Consider the following 26,401-nt stretch of genomic DNA (forward strand, 5'->3'; position numbering starts at 1 on the left):
TATTCGAGAGGCAATTCAATGAAGAATACCCAACAGAGGCGCGCTGGTCTGGCCGCTTTAGGGGTCAGCGCCATTTTGGCTCTGACCGCCTGCGCTGGAGGAAGCGGATCAAGCAACCCCGGAGCTACGGGCAACGCGGATATCTCCGCCGCACAAAAGGTCGTGGAGGAAGCCCAAGCAGCTGTTACCAAGTTCGACTTTCCCACTGAAAGCGTTCAGGTTCAGAAAAATAAATTAGTCATTGGCATTCCCTGCGCTTACGCGGCAGAAGGTTGTAAGCGTGGCGTCGACGCCGTGGAAGAAGCAGCCAAATCCCTCGGCTGGCGCTACCAGATGATCGATCCGGCCGGTGACCCGGACAAGATGCGAGCGGCTGTTCGGACCGCAATTCAACTCAAGGCGGATGGGATTTTCCTTGGTGCCACTCCTCCCGCAGTTGTAAAGGCAGACGTGGCTGCAGCCCGTGCTGCCGGTATTAAAGTGGTGAATATGTACGAACCAGCACCCGCGGACTTTGCTGATGCTAACTCCACACAGGATCATATCCTCGCTGGAAAGTGGAACGCGGCCTACGTTGCCGTAGCAACGAAAGGTGCTGCGAAGGCCATCTCCATCAACGACCCCGAATTCCAATCGGTCGTGGAGTGGCACCAGGGGTTCGTGGAGGGTTTGAAAGAGGTGTGCGCTTCCTGCCAGGTGCTCAAGGAAGTCAACTTCCAGATTGCCAACCTCCAGACCCAAGTCCCCACCGACTTCCAGGCCACACTGCAGGCCAACCCCACTGCAAATGCGGTATGGACCGCCTATGACCCCGTCGCCTTGGCCATTGCACCCGTCATCAAACGCTCAGCCCAAGACGGCAAACTGACTGTCGTATCACACAACGGAGACGCAGCTGCATTAGAGGCTATCAAGGCCGGCGACCAGCCATTCCACGGCACGGTGGCTTACAACATTGAGTGGCAGACATACGCTGCGGTTGACCAGATGGTCCGGCTGTTCGACGGAAAACTTCCGGACGCCCTCAAGACCGTCTACGTGCCCGAGAAACTCATCACCAAGGATAACGTCACGACAATTCCTTGGGACGGGGACATCGATTGGAAGTCCGCGTACACCAAGCTCTGGAAGACGAGCTGATCCGACGGAAGTGACGAGCGGGGGAAGGAACTCCTTCCCCGCTCGTCACTTCCCTTTTAAGGCAACGCTAAAATGCTGGCCGGTTCCATCCAACGTAAGCATAACCAACACCTAGGAAAGGCAACCTTATGACTGACAGCGACACACTTGATACTTGTACCCCGGCATGGGCCCACGCCAAAGGATTTCTTTCGCTGGGAGCCCCAAGGGCCGTGCCAACTACTTTTCAGGAAATTGCCGACCGAGATTTGGCCCGTGAGAGCGCGCTCCGATACAGCTACGCATACGACGAGAGGCGGCTAGATGTCCTGCACGATCTTCTGACTACCGACGCCAAATTCTCCATCAGCATCAGCGGCGGTGAGGTACATGCGGAATCAGGGCGGGAAACGGTAGTCGAGTGGCTCTCGGGAATCATGAACGGCCAGGACGACCAGCGCAGGCACCTGGTGACCAACATTATTGTCGAGGACATCACAGATTCCACGGCAGTTATCGTGACTTACTTGGCAGTGTATAGCGTGAGAGAAACTGCTCAGCTTGCAACAACCGGTTTCTACCGTTTTGAACTTGCCAAAGAGGGCCCCCTTTGGCTCATATCCCATATCTTTGACGGGCTGGACCGCCCCTTCTAACAGGGACAAGCGAAGGCACAGGTCAGGCTTTATCATGCACCTCCATGACTCCACGGAAGCTGCTTAATCGCTGCGGGGATGAGACGCCGCCGAATCCAACTCAAAAGCCCGCCTCACCGCGAACTCGAATTGCGGTAAGGCGGGCTTTTCGGCTGTTATGTACTCGTGCGTCCTGCTTACTTCGGAAGGGGCAGAGAAGCCAACAATTCCCGCACAGCAATGACTTGACGCGGAACGTATTCGGCCACGGTCACGCCGACAATGTCTGCCGCCTTGGAAAGATCTGCAAAAGCCCGTATCAATGACGCACGGCTTAGTCCGTCCGGTTCCATCCCCAGACCCAGGACGATCTCTTTGCTGTCAATGACGTCGAGGTCAAGGTGGACCGCAATTTTTGAGCAGCCAGTGGCCTTCAGCCAGGCAAGCAACGAAGCGGTCCCGTCGTTGATCTGCTTGGCGCTGAAACTTTGGATCCCCCACTCTTTGGCCGTGGGTTCGTCCCATTCTGTCCAGGAATGGACGCCTGCGAGGGCTACTCTGGAAGGATCCACCGTCGCTGGCAGGGTTCCAACGATCTCTTCATCCCCATGCGACGTCAGGTGGGACAAGGCCATTGCGTGATAACCGTCGTAGGGATCGCCCGGAAGCGTGCAGTCAGCGTGCGCGTCAAACCACACAACTGCCAAGTCCTCACCGTACTTAGCGGCCAGGTGCGCGAAAGGCGCCACGCTGACGGAGCATTCGCCGCCCAGAGTCACAATCTTGTCAGGATCGGCCTCATCTATCAGGCGCACGGCGTCCTTGACTTGCGACAGCACCTGTTCTCTGGCGTAAATGCCGCCATTGGTTTCCAGGCCTTCCGTGGTTGTCGGGACGGGCACGGCAATGGTGCGGCCGGATTCCGCAGGAAGAATGTGGTTTAGGATCGCCGAACCTAAGCCGTACCCTGTCTGTCCTGCTTCCTGCGAAAGTTCAGGCGCGAGGGCAGCGACGGCGCCCGGAGTTGCGCCCTGCCATTGCGGCCAAAGGAGTCGAAGGACATCCGTTGTTGGACTGCTCTGGACATCTGATGAAATGGTCAACTGAGTGTCTTTTCTCTAGTGCTGGATGGTTGACGTTTGCAGTTCGTGCTGGCCTACTGTGTTCAGGGCGGCCCGGCGGACTACGTCCAGCTCTGCCCGGAAGTCAGTGCTGCGGGTCAGGAGCAGGTAGGAAACGCTGGACACTGCCAAGCCAACAGCGAATGCGAGGTCGGCTTTGTCCATTGCGGCGGCCACAGGGCCGACATACAGCGCCGTGCTGAAAAAGGGAATCATCGCCGCGAATCCCAAGGCATAACTGATGAGCCCGGCTCGGGACCATCGTCCATAGATTCCCCCATCAGGGCGGAGGATGTCGGTTATGGAGTACACGCCTTTGCGAACCAAGTAGTAGTCCGTAAGGTTTACTGCCGTCCAAGGGATCAGGAAGTATCCGAGAATGCTCAGGAACGCTGCGAAGGACCCGAGGATGTCCGCGGGCAGCGTGAGAGCGGCGATGATCACCGCGATACCTGCAATAACCAGTGTTACAGAGCGAAGGGCAGCCGTTGATTTGATGGGCCGGAATGCCTCCAGCGCGCTGAGGAAGGACACGGACCCACTGTAAAAGGACAACGAGCATGTGATGAGGCAGGAACCAGCTGCGATGACCATGGTCCCTGACCCAAGTCCAAAGCCGAATTCGTTGCCCATGTCGCGGATGGCCGTAATCACATCCGTCTCAGGAAAAGCCGTCGCCAAAACCGCACCAAGGCTTTCAATCCACAGCGCGGACAGCAGTGTGCCTCCAAAAACAGCACTCGAAACCGCGCGACCGCTAATGTTTGCTGGCAGATACCTGGTGTAGTCGGAAACAATGGGTGCGATAGCGATTTGGTACGTGGCAGCTGCGCCGAACTGTGCCAGAAAGGGAACCCACGCGAACGATCCCTCACTGAGCATTGACGTCAGAGGAAGGACCGCGAATGCCGCGACAGTGAGGAGCACCAGGTTTCCCAGCATAATGTAGGAGGCAAATTTCTCGACTCGCAGAAGCATCCTATAGCCAACGATAGCCAAAACGACTGCTGCTACACCCAACCCGATCTGGAACGGAGCGGTCTGATTCACCGAGACATCAACGAGTGCAGCGGCTCCTGTCTGCACGTAGAAAATGGCAAACCCAAACTGCACGATCGTCGCCGCCGCGATAGGCAGGATCGATCCACGGGATCCAAATTGCACCCGGGACTGAATCATCTGAGGGAGGCCCATCTTCGGGCCCTGTGCCCCATGAAATGCCTGGAACATCGTACCGAAGACGCTGCCAAGAAACAGTGCAAGGAGCGTCCACGACAAGCCCAGTCCGTAGAGTGGTCCGACAGCCCCGGTAAAGAGCGTGATTAAGGTGGCATTGACCATGAACCAGAACTGGAGTTGGTGCCGGACAGTGCCGTGCCGTGCGTTCTGGGGAACGTAGTCGAATGAGCGAGACTCGACCACTTCGTCGTGTTGCATATGGCCTCCTTTGGATTTTTGTGTGTGTGGTGCCTCCAATTTAGGGAGTACGGCGGGCTAGCAACGGGCAATATCGGCATCGGCCTTCCGGCATTTTCGGCACAACCGCTATGCCAACTTGATTCCTGATTCCTTAATCACTCATTTTTCGTATACGATTGGACAATGCGCCAATCAGCAGCTATGAGTGCAGGAGCGTGGGAAGCTCTCTGTGTTGCGAAGTTTCAATCATGTCAAGTCGACTGGGTATCGCCTTCCTTCGAGGCCGCCCTCATGTCTTCCACTCGCCTGCCAAATATGTCTCTGGCCAGGTTGGGCAGTAGTGGCTTTGGAGTGTCCAGAACGTTGGCTCATACCCGAAACGCTGATGCGGATGATTTCATGCTTGTCCTTCATCACTCCTCCCAGCACGGCAAGTTGGAACATAACGGTGTCAGAAGTGTTCTGCAGACTAAGGGCGCAGTCCTGATAGACACGACCCGGCCGTACAGCTTTGATTTCAGCGGGCCAGTTGAACAGACGGTTGTTAAGCTGCCTCGACCTGCCGCAGTTCTACTGGCAAAGAATGCGGGACACTCCGTCGGGATTGCTGGCAGTGCAAGCCTGCGTGTCCTTGCCACTGTTCTCCGCGAGTTGGAACAGATTGATTCGGAATTGGCCGCCGGCTTGGACGTCTCCGGTTCTGCCGCCGCCATGTCGGAAACCGCAAGGGAAGCTGATGTGCTGGTTAATTCGGCGGTCGAATTGGTGACATCGGCGTTTGCTCGGCTTGGGCAGACGCGGCCGAACGTAGGCCATGAAGCCCTACTTAGGAGTGCGCAGGACTTTGTCCGGGCAAGACTGTGGGATCCAAGTCTGGGGCCGGAGGCGATTGCGAGTCATATTGGTTGTTCGACTCGGTTTGTGTCGCAGCTGTTTTCAGAGCGGGGTACTTCGCCCGCTGCCTATGTCAGGGACACAAGGCTGGGGAAGGCCCAGGATCTCTTGCTCTCACCCGAACGGCAGAACACTGCAATTTTCGATATAGCACTACGCGTGGGCTTTGTTGATGCCACGACGTTCGCCCGGGCATTCCGACGCAGGTACGGCATTACGCCCTCAGAATTCCGCAGGGAGGGGTAACCTGCCGGTGGCCGGCTTACCCTGAGTCGGGGCTTCGCCGTGCGAACTTTTGCCGTGCTCACGAACCTGCCCTGGGGCTGTCCCGAACTCGCGATGGAAAGCGCGGTTGAGAGTCGTGTAATTGATGTACCCCCAACGGGCCGCGATCTCGGCAGCAGTTAGCCACACCAGCCCGGGGTTTGTGAGATCTGCATAGATCCGCTCGAGTCGGGCCCGACGGATGAAGGCTCCTGGGCTCGAGTCGGGAGCGAAGAGCGTCGCCAAGTGTCGAGATGAGATTCCATGCGCCTTGGCCACCGAGTCGACGCTCAGGCGGGGGTCACCAAGGTTTCGATAGATGAACTCTTGCACGAGGCGTCGTTGCCCGCCTTGTGCGGACAGTGCCACGGAACCCCCCGCCGTTGCCCTAAACCTCGACAGCGCCGCCCCAAGAAGGTCAACTGCCGCAGCGGCAGCCCCCTCGGCCTCAGAGCCGAGGTCGTCAGAGGCAACCATTTCGGCCGCCAGTCCTACAAGGCTCCTTAGCGCCAGCGATTCCGGTGGGATGAGTTTTGTTCGGGCCTCACGGATGCTGCCGCCGACGGCGAGCACTGCTGTGGAGGGCAGAAGTAGGACCAGTTGATGAGAGCCGTTGCTCATTTTCAGTTCGTAAGGCGTGCTCGGGTCGGCCAAAGCGGCGGCGCCGTTGGTGAGCAGAACCTCACGGTCACCTTGGCGCATCACAGCCCTGCCGGAATGCTGGACGAGAACTAGAACATGGTCGGATGTGTCTTCGCGGACAAGGCGTTCTGTCCTTCGTAAATGGTTGGCGTTCACGTGGACCTCGGAGACAGTCAATCCACGCGGAAGTTCCAGCGTTTTGATGGTGCCGGCGAACTCAGGCCGCACACCCTGAACGATTAGAGGGAAGAGGGTCTGACTTACCTGTTGTTCCCACTCTTCACGATGTGTGATGCGGGCTTGCTCCATAGCAAAAGTCTAACGACAATACCCCGTAACGTACCCCAGATGTCTCTCTTGCCTTTTTCTGAACTGCTCTTGCCGTTATCGGAACCGGGACGTCGTTGGAGAGAGATGCAGGTCACACTTGCCTGAAACCCTCCTTTCGGCAGCAAAGGTCAGCACCGTGCACACCATAGTTATCGACATTCCCAGCCATGCTGACGCTAACCGCGATCAGTTCGACCCTGCATATTCGAGCTTATGCGAATGCCTTACGTCCGTCCTACCGCTGCTCACGGCATCGGAAGTCCATACGAAGCCCGACCAAACCGGGCGTCTCGTTTGCTCGCTGCAGCTCAATTTCGAGTCTGAGCGCCACTGGGCGCTTGCGCAGGTCTCGAGCGAATGGGTTCAGCTGGTCGACGCTACCTCGCGACTGCTCGATTGGGACTCTGCTAGGACTCGAGCAGCCACATTTTGCTCGATCACTCCAGTGGGGCCAAATGAACGTTCAACTGCATCGGTCCATTAGTCGCGCCTGTTGACCCATTCTGACTGTGCGACCCTACCTACCTTGCCCAAGAGGTTTATCAATTGGTCAAGATCGGCAGGAGATAAATCTGCAGCCCACTTCACTTCCTGCGCTCTGTGCGCTTCAAACGTATCTTGGAAGGTCAGGCGTCCTTTGTCCGTTAAGGAGAGGAGGGTCTTACGCTTGTCCAACTTGTCGGCGCTTCTCCGAATGAGACCGACATTTTCAAGAGTGTTCGTCAGGCTCGATACCGCGGCCCGACTCATCCCTGTGCGAGCTGCAGCGACTCGGGATTCCACTTCGCCTCCTGCCCAAAGGGTGAACATCAAGAGGAATGCTGGCCAGCTTAGCCCTCGCGGCCGGTGGGCGGTCGACTCAAGGTCGTAGGTCAACAGATTCGTGACACGGTCCAGGAGCAGAACAAAGTGCATGACTTTTGTATCTGCGGTCGGGATATCCTCTTTGGCGCGCTGCACGGCAAAGTCAATCGCCTCAAGCGAATCAACAGGTTCTATACCCGCACTACCCATAAGGGAACCCTAGCACCCGCCAGTGAATCAGAAACACGAGCCCGGCGGTCCAGCGCGGCGTACCACAGCATTGGCCCCGGGTTCAGTGATGGCAGGCGCAAGGAACTTAGTCAGAATTCCTCGCCTATCGGATTCTCCCTCTGAGCGAGAACTAGTCCCGGCTCACTGGGCTCCTCCAAGCAACTAAACCTTCAGCCCGTATGAACAACTTTCGCCCTTCACCAGCTGCCAGATGCAGCCAGAGAACGGCGCCGTCCTCTGTGACTGTGTCGACGCTGCCAGACACCTCATGTCCGTACTCGGGCAGAATACAGACGTTTTCTCCCGTCGTTAGCGTGGTCCAGTCCCGAACGCATTCGGCACCTAATGGAGGTAGAAACCTCAGTTTCTTCTGCACCGTTGACTCTCCCAGGGATCTTATTAGCGGACGGCCACGAGCCACGAGAGCCTCCTAGATCCGCTCGCCCGCCAAGACGGGGAGGCCGCACCAACTTCTACAACAGCCTTAAAAGCGGCACCGGCACAAGCTTCGGTAAGGAGGAGTCGACGCTTGGTCCTCCACCTAATAGCCTGTGGCATGCCGGAAACTCGTTCCATTTTTGTTAATCGGCGTAGGGGTCTGCGATGCCGATGTATTGGGTGGTGGTGTATTCGGCGATGCCTTCTGATCCGCCTTCGCGGCCGAGGCCTGATTGTTTGACTCCGCCGAAGGGTGCTGCGGCGTTGGAGATGACGCCTGCGTTGAACCCGACCATGCCGAACTCGATCTGTTCGGCCACACGAAGGAGCCGGTTGAAGTCGCGGCTGTAGAGGTAGGACGCGAGCCCGTATTCGGAAGCGTTCGCCAGTTTGATGGCGTCGTCTTCGGTGGTGAAGGTGGTGATGGGGGCGACGGGTCCGAAAATTTCCTGGCCGAGGATTTCGGCGTCGTTGGGCACGCCGCCGAGGACGGTGGGCTGATAGAAATATCCGGGCCCGTCGACGGGCCCTCCGCCGGTGACGGCCGTGGCTCCGGCGTCGACGGCGGCCGTCACCAATGCGTGCACGTCGTCGCGGGCTCCGGCATCGATCAGGGGACCTACCTGGGTGGCGGGGTCAGTGCCACGTCCGGTGGTCAGGGCTCCCATGGCGGCAGCGAACTTCCGGGTGAACTCCTGTGCCACGGACTCGTGGACTAGGAAGCGGTTCGCGGCAGTGCAGGCTTCGCCCATGTTCCTCATCTTGGCCGCCATGGCGCCCATGACGGCTGCATCGAGGTCGGCGTCTTCGAACACGATGAAGGGGGCGTTGCCGCCGAGCTCCATCGAGGTTCGCAGCACGTTCTCCGCGGCGTCGGCCATGAGCCGTCTGCCGACCGGGGTGGAGCCGGTGAAGGAAACCTTGCGGAGGCGGGAGTCTCTCAGCAGCGGCCCGGAGATCCCCGAGGCCGAGGCGGAAGAAACGACGTTGAGAACGCCGGCGGGCAGACCGGCTTCGAGCATGGTCTGCGCGAAGTACTGGGCGGTGAGCGGGGTGAGTTTGGCGGGTTTGAGGACCATGGTGCACCCGGCGGCGATAGCGGGGGCGACTTTCCGGGTGGCCATGGCGAGGGGGAAGTTCCAAGGGGTGATGAGCAGGCAAGGGCCTACAGGTTTGTGCTGGACCAGGATCTTGTTCTTGCCCTCTGGGGTGGTGAGGAAGCGGCCGTAGTCGCGGACTGTTTCCTCGGAGAACCAGCGCAGAAATTCGGCCCCGTATGAGACTTCACCGCGGGCCTCAGCGAGTGGCTTACCCATTTCCAGTGTCATGAGGAGGGCGAAGTCCTCAGCCCGTGCGGTGACCAAGTCAAAGGCGCGGCGGAGGATCTCGGCCCGCACCCGGGGCGCTGTCCGGGCCCAGGACGTCTGCGCGCGGTCTGCGGCATCCAGCGCGGCGACTGCATCGTCGCTCGTGGCCGAGGCGAGGGTGGTGAGGACCTTCCCGGTGGCGGGGTCGTGCACGTCGAATGTGCCGCCGTCCGATGCATCACGCCACTGGCCATCGATTAGCAGGCCGGTAGGGACGGACACAAGCAGGGCGGCCTCACGCTCCGATGAAGCGGCAGGGAAGGTATTAGACGAAGTGGTCATGCGGCGTGTCTCCTCAAAAGGTATGGGGCAAGTTATTGAGCCTGCAGGAGTCAAAAGTTGCGACAGGCCCAACCACCGGGGTTTAGTAGCTGGCTGGGGTCTCACGGCCGGTGGGTCTGATGTATTCGGCGGCGAGGGCTTCGGAGCCTCTAGCGAGGAGGGCGACGTCGGCGCCGACCAAGATGAATTCAGCGCCGTTGTCGAGGTAATGGCGTGCGGTGTCGGGGTTGAAGGCGTTGACACCGGCGGGTTTCCCTGCCGTTTTCGCGGAAGTGAGGCAGTGTTCGACGGCGGAGCGCACCTCAGGGCGTTCTTGCTGTCCCAGGAGCCCCATGGACGCGGCGAGGTCGGACGGGCCGACGAAGACGGCGTCAACCCCTTCCACCTTCAGGATGTCCGCGACGGCATCCACGGCCGAGGTCGACTCGATCTGGACGGTGACGCTGATGGTCTCGCTGGCCCGGGCCAGGTAGTCCGGCACCCGGTTCCAGCGTGCTGCCCGAGCCAGCGCGGAGCCTACCCCTCGGACACCTTGCGGTGGGTAACGGGTGGCGGCCACCGCTGCTTCCGCATCGGCGACGGAGTTCACCATGGGGATGAGCAGGTTTTGCACGCCGAGGTCCAGGTACTGCTTGATGACCACGGTGTCGTTGACGGGCGGGCGGACTAAGGTGTGGGCCGGGTAGCCGTGGATTGCCTGAAGCTGGGCGAGGACGGATTCGAGGCCATTGGGGCTATGCTCGGCGTCGATCAGGAGCCAGTCCAGCCCGGCTCCGGCACAGAGTTCGGCGATCAGTGGGCTGCCGGAGCATACCCACATCCCCGCCAGCGGCCGGTCGGCGGCGGCGAGGGCCTCGCGGAAGGTGTCTTCTACTCGAATCGGCATGTGACACTCCCTAGAGGTCCGTAGTTGGCATGGACGGTGTCGCCCTTGTAGACCCACATTGGTCGGGTGAACGATCCGGCGAGGATGATGTCTCCGGCCTTCAATGAGTCGCCGTGAGCGGCGATCTTGTTGGTCAACCAGTGCACTCCGTTGGCCGGGTGGTCTAGCACACCGGCTGCGACGCCGGTCTCTTCCACGGTCTGGTTTTTGTACAGGATGGCGGACACCCAGCGCAGATCCACGGCGTCGGGCTTCACCGGGTTGCCGCCGATAACCATGGCGCCCATCGCGGCATTGTCGGAGATGGTGTCAACGATGGTCCGGCCCTCCATTTCAATCCTGGAGTCCAGGATTTCGAGGGCCGGAACCACGTAGTCGGTGGCGTTGAGGACGTCGAAAATGGTGCAACCGGGCCCCTTGAGGCCGGACTTCAACACAAAGGCCAGTTCCACCTCAACCCGTGGGTGGGTGTACTTGTCCCATTCCACGGAGCAGCCGGTTTCCAAGACCATGTCATCGAAGATGGCCCCGTAGTCCGGTTCGGTGATGCCCGTGGCATCCTGCATGGCCTTGGACGTGAGGCCGATCTTCCGCCCCACCAGGGTCCGGCCGGCCTCCTCATTCCGGCGCCGCCACAGCTGCTGCACCGCGTAGGAGTCCTCCACCGTCATGTGCGGGTAACGGGCGGTCAGCCGCCGAACCGGGGTCCGGCTCCGGCTGGCTTCCAGCAGTTCGTCGGCGATGGCCTCAATCGTCTTCGGCTCAAGCATTCACGCGCTCCTCAGATGTGCTAGTCGTTCAGTTGTGAGGGCAGCCGGTCCCGCTGTTGCGGTACAGAACCGGCTGCCCGGTCGGTGCTAGAGCTGGGCGCCGAGCTTGAATCCTTCAGCTTCTGCGTCTTCGCCAGGCTTGCGGGTGTAGGAGAAGCCGTCGGCGCCGACAGTGACGGCCATTTCGGAGGCGTCGGTGCGTTCGATAACAGGTTGGGGGTTGCCGTCGAGGTCCAGGACCAGGGAGGCTTCGGTGTACCAGGACGGGACTACGGGGTTGCCCCACCAGTCGCGGCGCTGGTTGTCGTGGACGTCCCAGGTGACGGTGGGGTTGTCCGGGTCGCCGGTGTAGTAGTCCTGGGTGTAGATCTCGATGCGGTGGCCGTCCGGGTCCAGGATGTAGAGGTAGAACGCGTTGGACACGCCATGGCGTCCAGGGCCGCGTTCGATGCGGTCGGAGATGCGCAGGGCGCCCATTTTGTCGCAGATCTGGATGATGTTGTGCTTCTCGTGCGTTGCGAAGGCAACGTGGTGCATCCGGGGTCCGTTGCCTCCGGTCAGGGCGGTATCGTGCACCGTCTGCTTGCGGTGCATCCACGCCGCGTACGTGACGCCGTCGGAGTCCTTGATGTCTTCGGAGACGCGGAAGCCGAGGTCTTCGAGGTATTTGCGGCCGCGGGGGACGTCCGGGGTGACCTGGTTGAAGTGGTCCAGGCGGACCAGTTCGCCGGCGGAGTAGAGGTCGTAGCGCTGGGTGAGGCGTTCTACGTGCTCTACGTCGTAGAAGAACTCGTACGGGAAGCCCAGCGGGTCTTCCACGCGGACGGAGTCGCCCACGCCTTTGGTGAAGCCTTCCTTGCGGCGCTCCACCCGGCAGCCCAGCTCGCGGTAGTAGGCCTCGGCGGCATCAACCTCGGCCGGGGACTTCACCCGGTAGGCGAAGGCAGCAACGGCGGCGATGGGTCCCTTGCGGAGGACCAGGTTGTGGTGGATGAACTCCTCGAAGGAGCGAAGGTAGATGGTGTTCTCATCTTCCTCGGTGACGTGCAGGCCCAGGAGGTCAACGTAGAACGCGCGGGACTTGGCGAGGTCCGTGACCACGATTTCCATGTAGGCGCAGCGGACGATGTCCGGAGCAGAAACCGTGGGGGTGGGAATGAAGTTGGTCATGATGGTCTCTCTTCTTTGAAAGGGGCTTTGGGGGAGGGGTTAGCTGTCGCTGGTTTCTGCGGCGTCTTCGACGTTGCCGAACTTGGGCGAGTGGGCCTCGTTGAGGGTGATCTGCACCGACTGCTGGGTGGTGTAGAAATCAACCGAGCGGTAGCCGCCCTCCCGTCCCAGCCCGGACGCCTTCACGCCGCCGAAGGGGGTGCGCAGGTCACGAACGTTGTTCGAGTTCAGCCACACCATGCCGGACTCGATGGCGTGTGCGAAGTTGTGGGCGCGCTTCAAGTTCGTGGTCCAAACATAGGCGGCGAGGCCGTACTTGGTGTTGTTGGCGAGCTCGAGGGCCTCTTCGTCGGTGTCGAAGGGGGTGATCGCGACGACAGGTCCGAAGATTTCTTCCTGGAAGATCCGGGCGTCGGGGGCGACGTCGGCGAACACCGTGGGTGCGACGTAGTTGCCCGTGGGGAATCCCTCGGCGCGTCCGCCGCCAGCCAGCAGCCGGCCCTCGGTCTTGCCGATTTCGACATAGCTCATGACCTTGTCGAAGTGGTTCGGGTGCACGAGTGAGCCGACTTCGGTTGCGGGATCGCTCGGGAGGCCCACCTTGATGTTCTTCGCGCGCTCGGCGAAGCGGGTCACGAAGTCGTCGTAGATGTCGCGCTGCACGAGCACCCGGGACCCGGCGGTGCAACGTTCACCGTTCAGGCTGAAGACACCGAAGACGGTGGCGTCGAGGGCGGCGTCGATGTCGGCGTCGGCAAAGACGACGGCCGGGCTCTTACCGCCAAGCTCGAGCGAGAGGCTCTTGAACTGGGGGGCAGCTGCGGTTGAGATGGTGGCGCCGGTTGAACTGTCACCGGTAAAGGAGACGATCGGCACGTCCGGGTGTTTCACAAGGTAGTCGCCCGCAACGCCGCCAGATCCGAAGATCAGGTTGAAGACACCGTCAGGCAGGCCTGCCTCTCGGAAGATCTCGGGCCACAGCACGGCGGAGAGCGGGGTGTAGCTGGCGGGCTTCATAACCACGGTGTTACCCGTTGCGATGGCCGGAGCGAGTTTCCACGACTCCTGCATGAACGGAACGTTCCATGGCGTGATGAGGGCGGCGACGCCGATCGGCTTACGGTTCACGTAATTGATCTGGCGGCCGGGGACCTTAAACGCGTTGTCCTCGTGTCCCACGATCAAGTCCGCGAAGAAGCGGAAGTTCTCTGCGGCGCGGCGGGCCTGCCCCTTGGCCTGGGTGATGGGAAGGCCGGAGTCGTAGCTCTCGAGGAGGGCGAGTTCGTCGTCGCGTGATTCGACGATATCGGCGATCTTGTGCAGCACGCGTGAGCGTTCGCGCGGCAGCATCTTCGACCACGTGCCCTCCTTGAAGGCGCGCTTGGCGGCGGCTACGGCGAGGTCTACGTCTTCCGGCTGGGCTGAGGCGACGGTGGCGTAGTTCTCGTTGGAGACCGGCTCCTGCACATCGAAAGTCTTGCCGCTTACGGAATCAACAAAGTTACCGTCGATGAAGTGCTGAAGATGCGTGGGCAGGTTTGCCGGACTGTGGTGCTGGATGGTTTCGGCTGAGGTCGTCATCGTTGAGTTCCTGACTGTGATGTGGGTGTTAGTTGCTTTGGGCGAGGTAGGCGTCGAGAGTGGCGGAGCGGTGGAGCCTGGCGGCTCTTTCGATGGTGTCGGCGTCTGCTCCGGATTCGATGAGTTTCAGGAGTGCTTCGTGCTCGTCCACTGAGTTGTGAGCGCGGCCGGGGACGAACCGGAAGGTTGAGGACCGGATGGACGCCAGCCGGTTCCAGCCGCGGTGGACCAGGTCAAGGATGTGCGGATTGGGGCAGTGTTCAAACAGGACGCTGTGGAAGTCCTGGTTCAGCGCAGTGAAACGCACGGGGTCGAAATGCTCCAGGCATTCACGCATCTCTTCGTTCACAGCACGCGCCCGGGCAATGGCTACCGAGTCAATCAGCGGAGCGGACAACGCCGTCGCCGCGCCTTCCACGATGCTCAGCGTTTGCATCGTATAGAGGTACTCGGTGGGGTCGATCCCGGACACCGTGGCGCCCACGTTCCGCTCGAACTTCACCAGCCCTTCGGCTTCCAAGCGGCGGATCGCTTCGCGAACAGGGACCACGCTGAAGCCCAGGTCCTCGGCGATCTTGGCCAGCACCAGCCGGTAGCCCGGAGTATAGGTGCCCTCGACGATCCTCGCCTTCACAGCGGCATACGCCTGTTGGGACTTGCTTTCGACGGCGGTACTTCCGACGGCGGTTTCAGTCACTGTGAGCTCCTTGCCGGCTCTGCCACGCGCTAAAGCGTGCCTGCCATTCTTTGTTCATGGGATACAGCCCGTCAACGCTGTTGCCTTCCTGCACCATCTGGAAGATGAAAGTTTCTTCCTTTTCCTGGGCGATGCTGTCGTCCACCAGCTCTTCGGCGATGGCCGGCGGTATCACCAGGATGCCGTCGGAGTCGGCCACGATGATGTCCCCGGGCTGCACGGTGGCTCCGCCGCAGGCGATGGTGATGTCCGTATCCCACGGAATGTGCCTGCGTCCGAGGACTGCGGGGTGGGGGTTGGCGAAGTAGGTGGGCATTTCCAGGTCGGCCACGGCCGAGTAGTCGCGGACGCCGCCGTCGGTGATGATGGCCGCGGCTCCTCGGACCTGGGCACGCAGCGCGAGGATGTCTCCCACGGTGCCGGTGCCTTTCTCGCCGCGGGCTTCCATGACCAGGATTTCGCCTTCGTTCACGGAGTCGATGGCCCGCTTTTGAGCGTTGAAGCCGCCGCCGTGGGTCTTGAACAGGTCCTCGCGGTTGGGAACATAACGCAGGGTACGGGCCAGGCCCACCACCTTGCGGTCAGGGCGGGTGGCCTGCAATCCATCGATGCTCACGTTGTTCAGTCCGCGCTTACGGAGCTGGGAAGAGAGGGTGGCTGTGGCGACGGATTCCAGTTTCGCCTTCAATTCCGGCGTCAGCACACTCGCAGCCGCCGGTTCCGAAGCCTCCAGCCCTGCCGCTTCCCGCGAGCCGTACGCTTCTTCCCGCTGGGTGTCATCGGTCTTGGGCATGGCGCCGAAGTCCGCGAACGGCGTCGTGCCTTCCGTTACTTTGGTGGCCAGGCGGCCGCTGCTGAAGCCGCCGCCGGTGACCTCAATTTCGACGACGTCGTCAGGCTTGGCAACGGAGGCGCCGGCCGGGGTGCCGGTGAGGATGATGTCGCCTTCTTCGAGGGTGAGCAGTTGGGAGAGGTCCGCGACGAGCTGGGCGAACGGGAAGAGCAGGTCTTCGGTGGTGTCGTCCTGGACGAGTTCGCCGTTATGCCAGGTGCGGATCCGCAGCTGGGTGGGGTCAACGGCGTCGGCCGGAATAAGCGCGGGTCCAACGGGAGTGAAACCGTCGCCGCCCTTGGACCGGACGTTGGAGCCCTTGTCTGCGTAGCGGAGATCGTAGACGCCGAGGTCGTTGGACGCCGTGACCCATTCGACGTGGCTCCAGGCGTTCTCAAGACTGACGCGGCGGGCGGACTTGCCGATGACCAAGGCGATCTCTCCCTCGTAGCCCAAAAGTTCGCAACCTGCGGGGCGTTCGACAGTCTTCTCCGTCAGGGAAAGCGACGACGACGGCTTGAGGAAGTAGGACGGCTGCGCCGGAGTTCGTCCCCGCTGGGCAGCACGGCTTGGGTAGTTGATGTGCACCGCGATCACCTTACGTGCCGCAGCCAGCGTGTCGCCGTTGACCTGCTCCAAATTCATCTCCTTCATCAAGTACGAAATCGTATACGACCCACTATGGAGGGCGGTTGTCAATACGTCAACCCTCCGAAGGGCTTCTTGCTGAGGGAGCCAAGAGTGTCGTAAAGTATTTTATTATAAAACCTTTTACTAAGCTCTGATTTTGACGAGCGAACATTTTTTGGCCAAAGAGCCACACAACGAAGTGAGGGATTCCCGTGCAGTTTCACCATCACGGTTACGTATCCGGAGACCCGCGGGTAAAGCCTGCGGCAGGGGTCGGGCTCAGCCGACCTGAGGAGCTCCCGGACGAGGTTGACGTCCTGGTCGTTGGCACAGGGCCAGCGGGAATGCTGGCTGCGGCGCAGCTTTCAATGTTCCCTAATGTCACCACGCGGATTATCGAGCGCCGTCCGGGTCGGCTTGCCATTGGGCAGGCAGACGGCATCCAAGCCCGTAGTGTGGAGACATTTAAGGCTTTCGGTTTCGCTGAGCGGATTACCGCTGAGGCCTATGCCATCACAGAGATGGCGTTTTGGAAGCCCGACGTCGCAAATCCGTCGCGCATTGTGCGGACTGCAAGGACTCCGGACGATCCAGCGGGAATCAGCGAGTTCCCGCACCTCATCGTCAACCAGGCTCGGGTCTTGGACTATTTCGCGGAATACATGGCGAATGCTCCGAGCCGTATGAAGCCCGACTACGGCTACGAGTTCCTTGGCCTGGAAGTGGGGGAGGGGGAGTACCCCGTCACAGCCACCCTGCTTCACACCGCTGGCCCTAAAGAGGGCCAGCGGCGCGTGGTCAAGGCCAAGTACGTTGTTGGGGCCGATGGCGCGCGGAGCAAAGTGCGGCAGGCAATCGGCTGCACCCTCTCAGGAGATGCGGCTAACCACGCCTGGGGCGTTATGGATGCGCTGGCCGTCACGGACTTCCCGGATATCCGCACTAAGTGTGCCATCCAGTCCGGCTCAGGTGGCAGCATCCTCCTGATCCCGCGGGAAGGCGGCCACCTGTTCCGCATGTACGTGGACCTCGGCGAAGTGGACCCTAACGATAACGGTGCCGTACGCAACACCAGCATCGAGCAGATCATCGAAAAGGCGAATGAGATCCTCCACCCCTACACCCTCGATGTACGGAACGTGGCGTGGCACAGCGTTTACGAGGTGGGGCACCGGCTGACGGACCGGTTCGACGACGTTCTCCCGGAGGACCGCGACACGATGACGCCCCGCGTGTTCATCACCGGCGACGCCTGCCACACACACAGCGCCAAGGCCGGCCAGGGCATGAACGTCTCCATGCAAGACGGATTCAATATCGCCTGGAAGCTCGGGCACGTACTCGAAGGCCGCAGCCCCGAAAACCTGCTTGCCACCTACTCGGCGGAGCGCCAAGTGGTGGCGAAGAACCTCATTGACTTCGACAAGGAATGGTCCACCATGATGGCCAAAAGGCCCGAGGAGTTCGAAAACCCCTCGGACCTCGAGGACTTCTACGTGCGCACCGCCGAGTTCCCCGCCGGGTTCATGACCGAATACGCGCCATCCATGTTGGTGGCCCCCGCCAAGCACCAAGCCTTGGCCACGGGCTTCCCGGTGGGCAAGCGCTTCAAATCAGCCCCCGTGGTGCGCGTGGCCGACACCAACCCAATTCAGCTCGGTCACCACGCCACCGCAGACGGCCGCTGGCGGATCTACGTTTTTGCAGGTCCTGCCCTCCCGGGCGCTGACACGGCAACTAAAAGATTTGCCGAGTGGATTGCGAACTCACCAGAGTCCCCTCTGGCCGCAACGCCGTCGGAAGCTGATCCCGACGCCTGGTTCGACGTGAAAGTGATCTACCAGGAGGATCACCACACCATCGACATCGGCACTGTGCCCAGCATCTTCACACCACAAGTGGGGCCATTCAAACTGACCGATAACGAGAAGGTGTACGCCACCGATCCCGCCTTTGACATTTTTGAGGAGCGTGGCCTAGACCGCGGCGGCGTTGTGGTAGTCGTCCGACCTGATCAGTACGTGGCCAACGTCCTACCGCTAACCGCCACGGCCGAACTCGCGGAGTTCTTCGCACCGCTCATGAAACCCACGCCGACCACCATTCCGTCTGCTGCCGCCGCGGGAACGCCCACCGAGCGGGTGTCGCTTGTTGGTAACGGAGCCTTATGACGAGGCGTGCCAATACTACGCCCCGGCAGACCGCGTTCAACCGTCAGCGTCGCGCGAAAAAATGTTCAAAAATCACTCTGCGTGCCGCATTGCGATGCGGGCACGTTGATTAGGAGCCAGCATGACGAAGTACTTGCTCTGGTATGCGGCGGTGCCAGGGAAACAGGCCGAACTGCAGGAGTGGTTGAATACAAGGTTTGCGGACGCCGTCCTTCACAGCACATCAGGAGTGGCCAGCTTTCGAGTCAACTTGGCCCTCCCGGAACCCGACTGCAGCGAACGTTTCCCTACCAGCGAGACCGACGTTGCCGCAATTGTTGAAGTGACGTACGCCAGCGACGGGAAGGTGAAGCTGTCTTGGTTGAACCAACTCGTGCGCAGAGCACTTATCCAGTTCTGTCACGTTTACGAAGTCGAGGACTGTCAGGTCCTCGATACGTCCGCACGAAAACCGCGCCTTCCCTCCAGGGGCTACCAGTTGATACAGGGCTTCTCCTATTCTGCTGAAACCCCGGTTGGGGATATTCGACCCAGTTGGAGGAGCCATCGGGCCCCGGTGGATGGCGACCATGACGAGTCGACTAGAAGTATTCGGATACGACGGGCAGTAACGTCGGGTGCTCCGGAACTCCAGTTCGTGTCAGTAATAGGCTTTCCCTCTTTTGAGGGCCTGGGAGACCTTGCCGCAGAATCCGTTATGGGCAAAGAGGTAATCAAGACGGCCATGCCCACTCCTGTGCGCGGGGGAACCCAACAGATTTTTGCGAGTTTGGCAAGGGAGTTCGTCTTTCTATCTGACGGTGAACGCGTGGAAGCTGAGCCATGGACAATGTGGCCACTGCCATGACCGAAGCGAACAAGCGTACGTTTAGGTCGGGTAACCGCTAGCAGCCGTCTTGAAGTCCCGCCCAAGTGTCAATGTTGAAGCGGCGGGGGGCCTCAAGAACCTCAGTAGGGGTTTGCCATGACTGAAGTGGTTTTCCGCATGAACTGCGCTGAGGAACTTGCGGCCGCTCCGGGTCAGCTCTCAACGCGCGCATCTCCGGTATCAGCTAAGCAAGCAGCCCTGTTGATCGGCTCTGGTTCACCACGTTTACGGGTCCCGGTGAGACCTCAGACGCTCACCGACAACGAGAAGCTGGCACCGGGGGCGACGTCCTCAAGGGCAGAGGCTTCACCCGCTACGGTGATGGCTACAGCGAGATCGTTTGCCTCGAAGAGGGGGACTTAGTCTTCGTGCCACCGTTCATACCGCACCTCGAAGGAAAAGCTAGGAAGACCGAGGAGTTGATCTGGATGACCACTCGCAACCCGGACTACATTGTTGTTACTTGAGGGATCAAGAGATCGCGGAACTCGGAATCGCCTACCATTCCCGACCTGCGGGATCACTTGGGCCGCGGGAACCACAAAGGGCGGAGACCAGAAGGCAGCTTGCCCTTTTGAAGGTGGAGGAACGCTCAGAAGGGCCGCGGCAAGCACAGGTGTTTCTCGCCGATGTTGTCCCGCGTCGTCTCATCGGTCAAGTGAGAATGCGTACAGCCGGGTGTCACGGAAGTAGCTGACCACCCCCGCGAAGCACTGGCACTCGCCAAGGCGTGAAATTACACGCTGCTGACCAGCACACACCCGACATATAAGCAAAGGAGGCCAGCCATGGCCGGTATGAATTTCGAGGACTTCACCGTTGGCGGCTTCGTCAACGCAAAGTAACCCGCGCAGTCACAGAGACGGGCAACATCCTGATCACGACGCTAAACGTGAACGTCCAGCCCCTGCACCTGGACGCCGAGTTCTCCAGGAACGGCTTAATCGGGCGCCAGATCTTCAACAGCATCTTCACTCTCGGCCACGTCACCGGTATTCCTGTTCAAGACGCCACATTGGGGACCAATCAAGCCGTCCTGGTGGCCTCCGATCAGATTGACATAGCCGACACCCTGCGCGTTGAGACCCGGGCTCTGGACTAGCGCGAATCCGAATGACGCACTGCCCCGGGCATCGCAGGCATTGAGCGCTGCGGCTATAACCACCTGGTGTGGACGGTGCGCCGGACCGCGCTGATAAAGCGCCGCGCCAGCCAGCCTCCCCGAGGGGACTTCCACAGCGGGCGCATAGCCAAGGTGTGGAGGCAATGACCAAACTAATGGCAAAGTACGGCGCCTTGACCGCACCTTCGTTACCGGATGGCCCTGTGGCGGACCGGCGGCCGCCAAACCAAGTGCGCCGCCACCTATAACGGTGGCATCGCCACTCCGATTACCGCAGAACCCATCGCGGTACCGGAGGCAAGATCCCGTTCAGCCGCATTCACGACCCCAACGGGACTTTCACTTTGGGCCCCTGTATAGCGAAGTTTCGGATTTAGCACACCTGTTTTTGGCTCAAGTCGGCCGCCTTAGTCGCCCGAAATCAGGATAAATGGCGACCGGTCGCTCAACGTCCTGGCGCTCCACTGAGCGACATCAGGCCAGCCCCGCTTTCCACGTTCTACCAAATCCACACACATGTCGATGACCTCTTGTGGTTGTTCGAACCAGTACATGGCGGTGACATCGTAGGGGTAGGAGCTGGGCTGAGATGGCTCGGCGACGGGGACCAAGCGTCGAGCGTCCAGTGCCGCAAAGGTGTCGCTGTGCCACCGCAAATGTCCTTCATACCATTCAGAGAAGCTCGGCTGTAGGTCTTGAGGGACCTTCCAGCTGACCTGAAACATCGCCGCATGCGGCCTAATCGAGTCTGTGCGCGAGGGGGAAGGCGGGAAGCGGTCGACCTGTTCGAGTAGTCGCCGCCGGACGTCCCAGCAGTGATCATCCTGCTTCGCCAACTCCGCAATGCGTTTTGTGATTAGAGCGTCAGCCGCTTCGGCCGCTTCTCGCTCTGAAAACGTCAACACCGTGAGGTGGCTACCGTAAATGCTGAGCTTGCTTTCCGGGACCCCGTCCACGGGCGCTTCGTAATCGGCCTTCCCGCTAACGGCCAGACCGGACGATAACTCTCGAGTGAGGCCAATCCAAGACGCAGCGGACTCCCGTTGGTCCAGCCGCTGAGCCAGTTCGCGCCCGAGGAGCAGATAGAAATACATTACATAGCCTTCCGATCGAACAAGTGTTCGTTAGTTTAAGTACAGAGGCCGGAACACAGCATGTCAAGAGAAGGCATACTTATGGCCTAATTAGCGTTCGAGGTGATCCGGGCCAGAGCTAGCAGGCGTGTTTAAATATTGTCGTGGCGAAAGGCCGGTGGACGCTTTGAACTTCTTGCTGAACAGGGAGTAATCGTAATAACCCCACTGCGAGGCGATGTGCCCGAGGCGGGACGACTTCAAGTCGGCGGCGTTCAAATCCTCTCGGATGCCCTCCAAGCGTCTCTGCCAAATGAAGTCAGGCAGAGAAGTGCCGAAGTCTTTGAACGCCCGGTAAACCGTACTTTCGGACAAGTGCAGATCGCTGGCCACTCGGGCGACATTCAGGGAGGGGTCCCGCAAGTTCCGCATCACAAAATGGATAATCTGGGCGCGCGTCTGCTCCGACCGGGGAACTTCAGAGTCGTCCTTGACGAGCGCACGCAAAGTCGCGATGGCCACGTTTTCCACTCCCGCAGCAACGCCTTCCAGCTCGCGGATAGAGCCCTGGGGGAGGTTCAAGCCCAACTGGTCGACCATGCGCAGCAGTAGTGCGTTTGAACTTCGAGAAGCATCGAGAGTCACCGCGGTTGCCCGATCAAAGGCCGGCACCTGAGTGGAGAACCGTTCGCGGGGGAACGCAATTACGACTTGGCGGAATGACTGCGTTGCTTCAATCTCGTAAGGGCGTGAGGTATCGAAGAAGGTGAATTCTCCTGGTCGGAGGACCGCCGTTCGGTCATCTTGCAGAACCATTGCCGCCCCGGCTAGCTGGAACCCCGCCAGCACCAGATCGGGATTGGAGTCACGGAGCTGCCGGGAGCCACGACGCACATGAACCTGGCTTGCCTGCAATGATGAAATCCGGAGGTCACCGCAGCGTGCGGTTTCGATTTCGGCGCGGAAGTGGCTTGGGCGGTGGCGCAGCGGGTAGGGGTCCAGCGCGACAAAGTGCTGACCGGCCACATATGCCCATTCCTCGTGAGAGGCGGCCGTCGCAGTGCGAGGACCTTGAACGTGATGACTCTGTGATGACATGACGACTCCACTCGGTGTCGCGGCTGGCGTGAGATTTACGGATGACGGTTCTTGACGAGTTTCCTGATGGGAAAACGCAAGACTTCGACCACTGCTAATCCTAAGCTCAATCCATGTGATCCCCGCCACCATCTTGATGCGGGGTGTTCCATACTATCTGGAACAAACGCTCGTTCCTAGGGCTTATACACGATATTGAAGGAGAAGTTCATGGTTGAATACACGGCGATCACTAGGGTGGCAGCGGTTCAGGCTGAGCCGGCCTGGCTGGATGTTGAAGCGGGCATTGAAAAATCCATCGGTTATATCGAGGCGGCGGCCCGGAACGGCGCCGAGTTGGTCGCCTTCCCAGAACTCTTCATTCCGGGTTATCCCTGGTACATCTGGTTGGACTCCCAGTTTTGGGTTATGCAGTTCCAGCGGCGTTACCACGAGAACTCGATCACAGTCGACGGACCCCACATGCAGCGCCTTCAAAAGGCGGCAGCGGACAACAACATCACCGTGGTTATGGGCTATAGCGAACGCGGCGGCGGAAGCCTGTTCATGTCTCAGGCCACCATCGGGCCGGACGGTACGCTGATCAAGAACCGTCGTAAGCTCAAGCCCACCCATGTGGAGCGTTCCATGTTCGGAGAAGGCAACGGCTCGGATCTGGTGGTGCTGGATCTGCCTATCGGCCGGGTCGGCGCGCTAAATTGCTGGGAACACTTCCAGACGTTGACTAAGTACGCCATGTACAGCCAACACGAACAGATCCACGTTGCATCCTGGCCGAGCTTGCAGATGTTCAAGCCCGAAGTCCACACCTTCCAAATCGAAGTTGGCGACCTGGCTACCCGGATGTACGCCGTGGAAGGTCAGACCTTTGTGGTCTGTTCGACGTCAGTCGTTGGAGAGGCAGCACAGGAACTCTTCTGCGACACGGATCTGAAGAAGCAGCAAATGGGAATCGGCGGTGGATGGGCCCGGATTATTGGCCCGGACGGCAAGGACCTCGTCGAGCCCCTGAAAGAGGACGAAGAAGGAATCCTCTATGCAGAGCTCGATCTGGGAGCCATCACTCTTACCAAATTCGCTGCGGATCCAGTTGGCCATTACTCACGTCCTGACGTACTTTCGCTCAATTTCAACACCGCTCCCACACCGTGGGTTCATGGACGAGCTCCGGTCCCGGCTGCGCCCCGACAGGCCGCGGCAAATGAAGACAAGCGCGGCAATCGACTCGACTTGGCAGACGAGATAGAGAAAACGCTCGAAGAGGGCGCGAATCATCGTGAGGAAAACCTCGCCGCCCGCAATTAACTCTCATTTCTGGGACGGCGACCTTGAGCGGATGAGCGAGTACCTCAACCGCAGGAAACCAACTAGCCCCTACAAAAAGGGATGAGACGCAAGCGTCGACGCGGTCCCCCTTACCTCTGTTGTGGGGTCCGCCAAATGGATGGACCCCACAACAACTTCAAACACCGAAAGAAGGCTCACATGGGACGTCTTAATGGCAAAGTAGCCCTGATCACGGGGGCAGCCAGCGGTCAAGGCGCGGTCGAAGCTGAGCTTTTCGCCCGTGAAGGCGCCAAGGTTGCCGTGGCAGACATCAACGAAAGTGGTGTCGCAGCCGTCGTCGACCGGATCCAGCAGGCAGGAGGCGAGGCAATAGGCATCACTCTTAACGTCGCTGACGAAGCTGCCTGGGCGGCTGGCATGAACAAAATTCGCGACACGTTCGGCGGCCTGGACGTCCAAGTGAACAACGCTGGAATTCTCTCCCTGGAAGGCATCTCCAAGATCGATATGGCCGAATGGGACCGGGTCATCAGAGTGAACCAGACCAGTGTATTTCTCGGTCTCAAGCATGGCACAGCACTCATGCAAGCGACCGGCAGGGGTGGCTCGATCATCAACCTCACTTCAACTTACGCCCACCTCGGCAGCGGCGGTGCCGTCGCCTACCAGGCGAGCAAGGCTGCGGTCTACGTCATGACCAGAACGGCGGCGGTTGAATTTGCACCCGACAATATCCGCGTTAACTCAGTCGCTCCCGGACTCCTCGAAACCCCCATGACACGTGAAGTTCTGGCTGAGTCTGGCGCATCACACCCCGATATCACCCGCACACCACTGCAACGGGCCGGCCAGCCACACGAGGTCGCGAACGCCGTCCTATTCCTAGCAAGTGATGAAGCCTCCTACATCACAGGCACAGAGTTGTTCGTCGACGGCGGCCGCACCATCACCTGAGCCCGGCAGGATATAGGCAAATCTCCTAGCCCATGACATGCAGGCAATACGGTTTTCCGCAACCACCCGAACCTGCACTTCGGCATGGGCGAATGCGAGGGACGTCACCGATCTTAAACCGCCAGCTGTAGTGCACGACCTTGCTCGCTGTGTGACCGCCTCGCGGTCTAGGGCGTTTAGACCCGACACGGAACTGACGCCTCGGTGTTGACTCTCACAACACGGTCTCTCCGGGGGCTAGGACCTTGTCATGCCGCCTTCGGTTGCCGTCCCATCCATCTAGAACCACTGCGCGGGCCAAAGATCCCCTCGGCCTTTCTGCGTGCAGTTATAACCTCTCAGTAGATCTCATTAAGGACCAGCTCCAATGACCGTAACAACAAAAGTAGGCAAGCCGCTCCACGGCCGCCACCATGAATGGACCTTACTGCTGTTACTGGCAGGTGCCTATGGCATCACAAGCTTCGACCGATGGTTGCTCCCCACCCTTTTCCCGGTCATGAGCGCCGACCTTGGCCTCAATGTCGGCGACCTCGGCAATATCTCGGCCGCCTTTAGCATCGTCTTCGGCGTCTTGGCCGTCGTTGCTGGAACTGGTTCTGACAGGTGGGGCCGACGGCGCATCATGGTTCCGGCTCTGGTGATCTTCAGTATTTGCAGCGCATTGACAGGTTTTTTCACCAGCGTGATCGCCATCCTTGTCGTCCGCACCATTCTCGGCATGGCCGAGGGAGCATTCACACCAACAATCTATGCCGCGATGGTTGAGGCTTCACATCCCAAACGCCGTGGATTAAACATGGGTCTCTTGATCAGTGCCTTTCCACTGTTCGGCCTCGGCATTGGCCCCATCATCGCAACGCAATTGCTCACCGTCGTGCCAACATGGCACTGGGTTTTTTATCTCTCCGCTGTTCCGGGAGTCATTCTGGCCATCTTGATCGCCAGACGACAGAAGGATCGGCCGAACTACCCTCTAGAGGGGATAAGCACGATTGAATCTCAATCGACTCGAGAAGCCTTCAACCCCCGATCGATGATTCGCGTCCTGCGCCAGCGAAATATGTCCATCGCCCTCGTTTCTACCATCCTGGCCCTGGCCGCAATGTTCGTCTTGGGCGGACTAATCCCGTCATACCTGACAAGTGTCGTAGGCGTTTCGGTGACTAACATGGGCCTAATCGCCTCCGCCATTGGATTCGGAGGATTCGCCGGACAGGTAGCGCTGGCCGGGCTATCCGATCTGTGGGGCCGCAGAACCCTGCTGATCGCCGAGGGCGCAGGTGCCGCAGTGTGCCTCATGTTTATTACTGCGGTAGGTAACTCGCCAACTGCACTCTTCGCCATACTCTTCGGCGCGGCCTTCTTCTGCTTCGCCGTCCTGAGCCTACTGGGAGGCCCAATAACGGCAGAGGCGGCTCCCAGAGGATTCCTCGGTACTTCAAACGGTGTCGTCATCGGGGCGGGCGAAATCATCGGTAGCGGCATCGCCGCATCGCTGATCGGGAACTTCGTCGTCTCTGCAGGGCTTCAAATCGCGCCTGCAATCGCGGCCGCATGCATGGGACTCATCGCCCTTCTCGGACTGGCGCTTCGTGAAACCGCCCCCCGAATCGTTGAGCGTCGCACTCAAAGCACCGACTCAATCCCCCCCGCCCTAGTAGGAGAAAAGCAGTGACTACCCCCATGAACTTGTTGGATAAGAATATCTTCAT

At 59.9% G+C, this 26,401-nt stretch carries 22 protein-coding genes; 9 read left to right on the forward strand and 13 right to left on the reverse strand.

Annotated elements, in window-relative coordinates; genetic code table 11:
* Positions 1-18: 18 nt before the first annotated feature.
* Together LDN85_RS09595 and LDN85_RS09600 are read left to right on the forward strand one after the other, a co-directional pair.
* Positions 19-1,140 (forward strand): sugar ABC transporter substrate-binding protein, encoded by a 1,122-nt coding sequence (locus tag LDN85_RS09595; protein ID WP_223945226.1) that lies wholly within the window; start codon positions 19-21, stop codon positions 1,138-1,140.
* A gap of 128 nt (positions 1,141-1,268) precedes the next feature.
* The gene (locus tag LDN85_RS09600) at positions 1,269-1,775 is read left to right on the forward strand and encodes a nuclear transport factor 2 family protein (RefSeq protein WP_223945227.1); all 507 of its coding nucleotides are present in this window, start codon (positions 1,269-1,271) and stop codon (positions 1,773-1,775) included.
* Positions 1,776-1,951: 176 nt separating this feature from the next.
* On the opposite strand, the gene LDN85_RS09605 is transcribed toward LDN85_RS09600, so the two are convergent.
* Positions 1,952-2,857, reverse strand: coding sequence for an arginase family protein (locus LDN85_RS09605; protein ID WP_223945228.1), 906 nt, complete (start codon positions 2,855-2,857; stop codon positions 1,952-1,954).
* Positions 2,858-2,872: 15 nt separating this feature from the next.
* Positions 2,873-4,312, reverse strand: coding sequence for a cytosine permease (locus LDN85_RS09610; RefSeq protein WP_223945229.1), 1,440 nt, complete (start codon positions 4,310-4,312; stop codon positions 2,873-2,875).
* A 273-nt stretch (positions 4,313-4,585) separates the two neighbouring features.
* Between LDN85_RS09610 and LDN85_RS09615 the strand changes: the two genes are divergently transcribed.
* Positions 4,586-5,434, forward strand: a complete 849-nt coding sequence (locus LDN85_RS09615) for a helix-turn-helix domain-containing protein (protein ID WP_263422084.1) — start codon at positions 4,586-4,588, stop codon at positions 5,432-5,434.
* Here LDN85_RS09615 and LDN85_RS09620 read toward each other — a convergent pair.
* The 9 genes from LDN85_RS09620 to LDN85_RS09660 all read right to left on the reverse strand — a co-directional run bounded on the left by LDN85_RS09620 (position 5,411) and on the right by LDN85_RS09660 (position 16,127).
* Entirely contained in the window at positions 5,411-6,403 is a 993-nt protein-coding gene (locus tag LDN85_RS09620; protein WP_223945230.1) for a helix-turn-helix domain-containing protein, read from the reverse strand. The genes LDN85_RS09615 and LDN85_RS09620 overlap by 24 nt on opposite strands.
* 501 nt (positions 6,404-6,904) lie before the next feature.
* On the reverse strand, positions 6,905-7,438 hold the full coding sequence (locus tag LDN85_RS09625) for a MarR family winged helix-turn-helix transcriptional regulator (protein WP_223945231.1): 534 nt from the start codon (positions 7,436-7,438) through the stop codon (positions 6,905-6,907).
* 602 nt (positions 7,439-8,040) lie between these two features.
* Positions 8,041-9,546, reverse strand: coding sequence for an NAD-dependent succinate-semialdehyde dehydrogenase (locus LDN85_RS09630; protein ID WP_223945232.1), 1,506 nt, complete (start codon positions 9,544-9,546; stop codon positions 8,041-8,043).
* Positions 9,547-9,628: 82 nt separating this feature from the next.
* Complete coding sequence (locus LDN85_RS09635) at positions 9,629-10,432, reverse strand: HpcH/HpaI aldolase/citrate lyase family protein (protein WP_223945233.1); 804 nt, start codon at positions 10,430-10,432, stop codon at positions 9,629-9,631.
* Positions 10,417-11,202 carry a 2-oxo-hept-4-ene-1,7-dioate hydratase gene (gene hpaH, locus LDN85_RS09640; RefSeq protein ID WP_223945234.1) on the reverse strand — a complete coding sequence of 262 codons (786 nt, stop codon included), beginning with the start codon at positions 11,200-11,202 and terminating at the stop codon, positions 10,417-10,419. The genes LDN85_RS09635 and hpaH overlap by 16 nt, the downstream gene beginning before the upstream one ends.
* 87 nt (positions 11,203-11,289) lie before the next feature.
* The gene (gene hpaD / locus LDN85_RS09645; protein WP_223945235.1) at positions 11,290-12,372 is read right to left on the reverse strand and encodes a 3,4-dihydroxyphenylacetate 2,3-dioxygenase; all 1,083 of its coding nucleotides are present in this window, start codon (positions 12,370-12,372) and stop codon (positions 11,290-11,292) included.
* A 39-nt stretch (positions 12,373-12,411) separates the two neighbouring features.
* Entirely contained in the window at positions 12,412-13,953 is a 1,542-nt protein-coding gene (gene hpaE, locus LDN85_RS09650; RefSeq protein WP_223945236.1) for a 5-carboxymethyl-2-hydroxymuconate semialdehyde dehydrogenase, read from the reverse strand.
* A 28-nt stretch (positions 13,954-13,981) separates the two neighbouring features.
* Positions 13,982-14,650, reverse strand: coding sequence for a GntR family transcriptional regulator (locus tag LDN85_RS09655; RefSeq protein ID WP_223945237.1), 669 nt, complete (start codon positions 14,648-14,650; stop codon positions 13,982-13,984).
* Positions 14,643-16,127, reverse strand: coding sequence for a fumarylacetoacetate hydrolase family protein (locus LDN85_RS09660; protein WP_223945446.1), 1,485 nt, complete (start codon positions 16,125-16,127; stop codon positions 14,643-14,645). The genes LDN85_RS09655 and LDN85_RS09660 overlap by 8 nt, the downstream gene beginning before the upstream one ends.
* A gap of 197 nt (positions 16,128-16,324) precedes the next feature.
* Here LDN85_RS09660 and LDN85_RS09665 point away from each other — a divergent pair, with 197 nt between their 5' ends.
* The 3 genes from LDN85_RS09665 (at position 16,325) to LDN85_RS09675 (ending at position 20,253) form a co-directional block, all read left to right on the forward strand.
* Positions 16,325-18,283 carry an FAD-binding monooxygenase gene (locus LDN85_RS09665; protein ID WP_223945238.1) on the forward strand — a complete coding sequence of 653 codons (1,959 nt, stop codon included), beginning with the start codon at positions 16,325-16,327 and terminating at the stop codon, positions 18,281-18,283.
* Positions 18,284-18,404: 121 nt separating this feature from the next.
* Positions 18,405-19,130 carry a hypothetical protein gene (locus LDN85_RS09670; RefSeq protein ID WP_223945239.1) on the forward strand — a complete coding sequence of 242 codons (726 nt, stop codon included), beginning with the start codon at positions 18,405-18,407 and terminating at the stop codon, positions 19,128-19,130.
* A gap of 913 nt (positions 19,131-20,043) precedes the next feature.
* Complete coding sequence (locus LDN85_RS09675) at positions 20,044-20,253, forward strand: MaoC/PaaZ C-terminal domain-containing protein (protein ID WP_263422085.1); 210 nt, start codon at positions 20,044-20,046, stop codon at positions 20,251-20,253.
* A gap of 428 nt (positions 20,254-20,681) precedes the next feature.
* Here the strand turns inward: LDN85_RS09675 and LDN85_RS09680 are convergent, their stop codons facing one another.
* Positions 20,682-21,368 (reverse strand): hypothetical protein, encoded by a 687-nt coding sequence (locus LDN85_RS09680; protein ID WP_223945240.1) that lies wholly within the window; start codon positions 21,366-21,368, stop codon positions 20,682-20,684.
* A 90-nt stretch (positions 21,369-21,458) separates the two neighbouring features.
* Positions 21,459-22,445 carry a helix-turn-helix domain-containing protein gene (locus LDN85_RS09685; protein ID WP_223945241.1) on the reverse strand — a complete coding sequence of 329 codons (987 nt, stop codon included), beginning with the start codon at positions 22,443-22,445 and terminating at the stop codon, positions 21,459-21,461.
* Between the two features lie 210 nt (positions 22,446-22,655).
* Here LDN85_RS09685 and LDN85_RS09690 point away from each other — a divergent pair, with 210 nt between their 5' ends.
* The 3 genes from LDN85_RS09690 (at position 22,656) to LDN85_RS09700 (ending at position 26,364) form a co-directional block, all read left to right on the forward strand.
* Entirely contained in the window at positions 22,656-23,750 is a 1,095-nt protein-coding gene (locus tag LDN85_RS09690) for a carbon-nitrogen hydrolase family protein (RefSeq protein WP_223945242.1), read from the forward strand.
* Positions 23,751-23,930: 180 nt separating this feature from the next.
* Entirely contained in the window at positions 23,931-24,686 is a 756-nt protein-coding gene (locus LDN85_RS09695; protein ID WP_223945243.1) for an SDR family NAD(P)-dependent oxidoreductase, read from the forward strand.
* 367 nt (positions 24,687-25,053) lie between these two features.
* Positions 25,054-26,364: an MFS transporter gene (locus LDN85_RS09700; RefSeq protein ID WP_223945244.1), complete on the forward strand. Its 1,311-nt coding sequence runs from the start codon at positions 25,054-25,056 to the stop codon at positions 26,362-26,364.
* Positions 26,365-26,401: the final 37 nt, after the last annotated feature.

It is taken from the genome of Arthrobacter sp. StoSoilB20 (genome assembly GCF_019977295.1).
GTDB classification, from domain to species: Bacteria; Actinomycetota; Actinomycetes; order Actinomycetales; family Micrococcaceae; genus Arthrobacter; species Arthrobacter nicotinovorans_A.

Coding starts and splice junctions, on each gene's coding strand:
- LDN85_RS09595 (WP_223945226.1), top strand. CDS start 19: ATGAAGAATACCCAACAGAGGCGCGCTGGTCTGGCCGCTTTAGGGGTC.
- LDN85_RS09600 (WP_223945227.1), top strand. CDS start 1,269: ATGACTGACAGCGACACACTTGATACTTGTACCCCGGCATGGGCCCAC.
- LDN85_RS09610 (WP_223945229.1), bottom strand. CDS start 4,312: ATGCAACACGACGAAGTGGTCGAGTCTCGCTCATTCGACTACGTTCCC.
- LDN85_RS09615 (WP_263422084.1), top strand. CDS start 4,586: ATGTCTTCCACTCGCCTGCCAAATATGTCTCTGGCCAGGTTGGGCAGT.
- LDN85_RS09620 (WP_223945230.1), bottom strand. CDS start 6,403: ATGGAGCAAGCCCGCATCACACATCGTGAAGAGTGGGAACAACAGGTA.
- LDN85_RS09625 (WP_223945231.1), bottom strand. CDS start 7,438: ATGGGTAGTGCGGGTATAGAACCTGTTGATTCGCTTGAGGCGATTGAC.
- LDN85_RS09630 (WP_223945232.1), bottom strand. CDS start 9,546: ATGACCACTTCGTCTAATACCTTCCCTGCCGCTTCATCGGAGCGTGAG.
- LDN85_RS09635 (WP_223945233.1), bottom strand. CDS start 10,432: ATGCCGATTCGAGTAGAAGACACCTTCCGCGAGGCCCTCGCCGCCGCC.
- hpaH (WP_223945234.1), bottom strand. CDS start 11,202: ATGCTTGAGCCGAAGACGATTGAGGCCATCGCCGACGAACTGCTGGAA.
- hpaD (WP_223945235.1), bottom strand. CDS start 12,372: ATGACCAACTTCATTCCCACCCCCACGGTTTCTGCTCCGGACATCGTC.
- hpaE (WP_223945236.1), bottom strand. CDS start 13,953: ATGACGACCTCAGCCGAAACCATCCAGCACCACAGTCCGGCAAACCTG.
- LDN85_RS09660 (WP_223945446.1), bottom strand. CDS start 16,127: ATGAATTTGGAGCAGGTCAACGGCGACACGCTGGCTGCGGCACGTAAG.
- LDN85_RS09670 (WP_223945239.1), top strand. CDS start 18,405: ATGACGAAGTACTTGCTCTGGTATGCGGCGGTGCCAGGGAAACAGGCC.
- LDN85_RS09680 (WP_223945240.1), bottom strand. CDS start 21,368: ATGTATTTCTATCTGCTCCTCGGGCGCGAACTGGCTCAGCGGCTGGAC.
- LDN85_RS09685 (WP_223945241.1), bottom strand. CDS start 22,445: ATGTCATCACAGAGTCATCACGTTCAAGGTCCTCGCACTGCGACGGCC.
- LDN85_RS09690 (WP_223945242.1), top strand. CDS start 22,656: ATGGTTGAATACACGGCGATCACTAGGGTGGCAGCGGTTCAGGCTGAG.
- LDN85_RS09695 (WP_223945243.1), top strand. CDS start 23,931: ATGGGACGTCTTAATGGCAAAGTAGCCCTGATCACGGGGGCAGCCAGC.
- LDN85_RS09700 (WP_223945244.1), top strand. CDS start 25,054: ATGACCGTAACAACAAAAGTAGGCAAGCCGCTCCACGGCCGCCACCAT.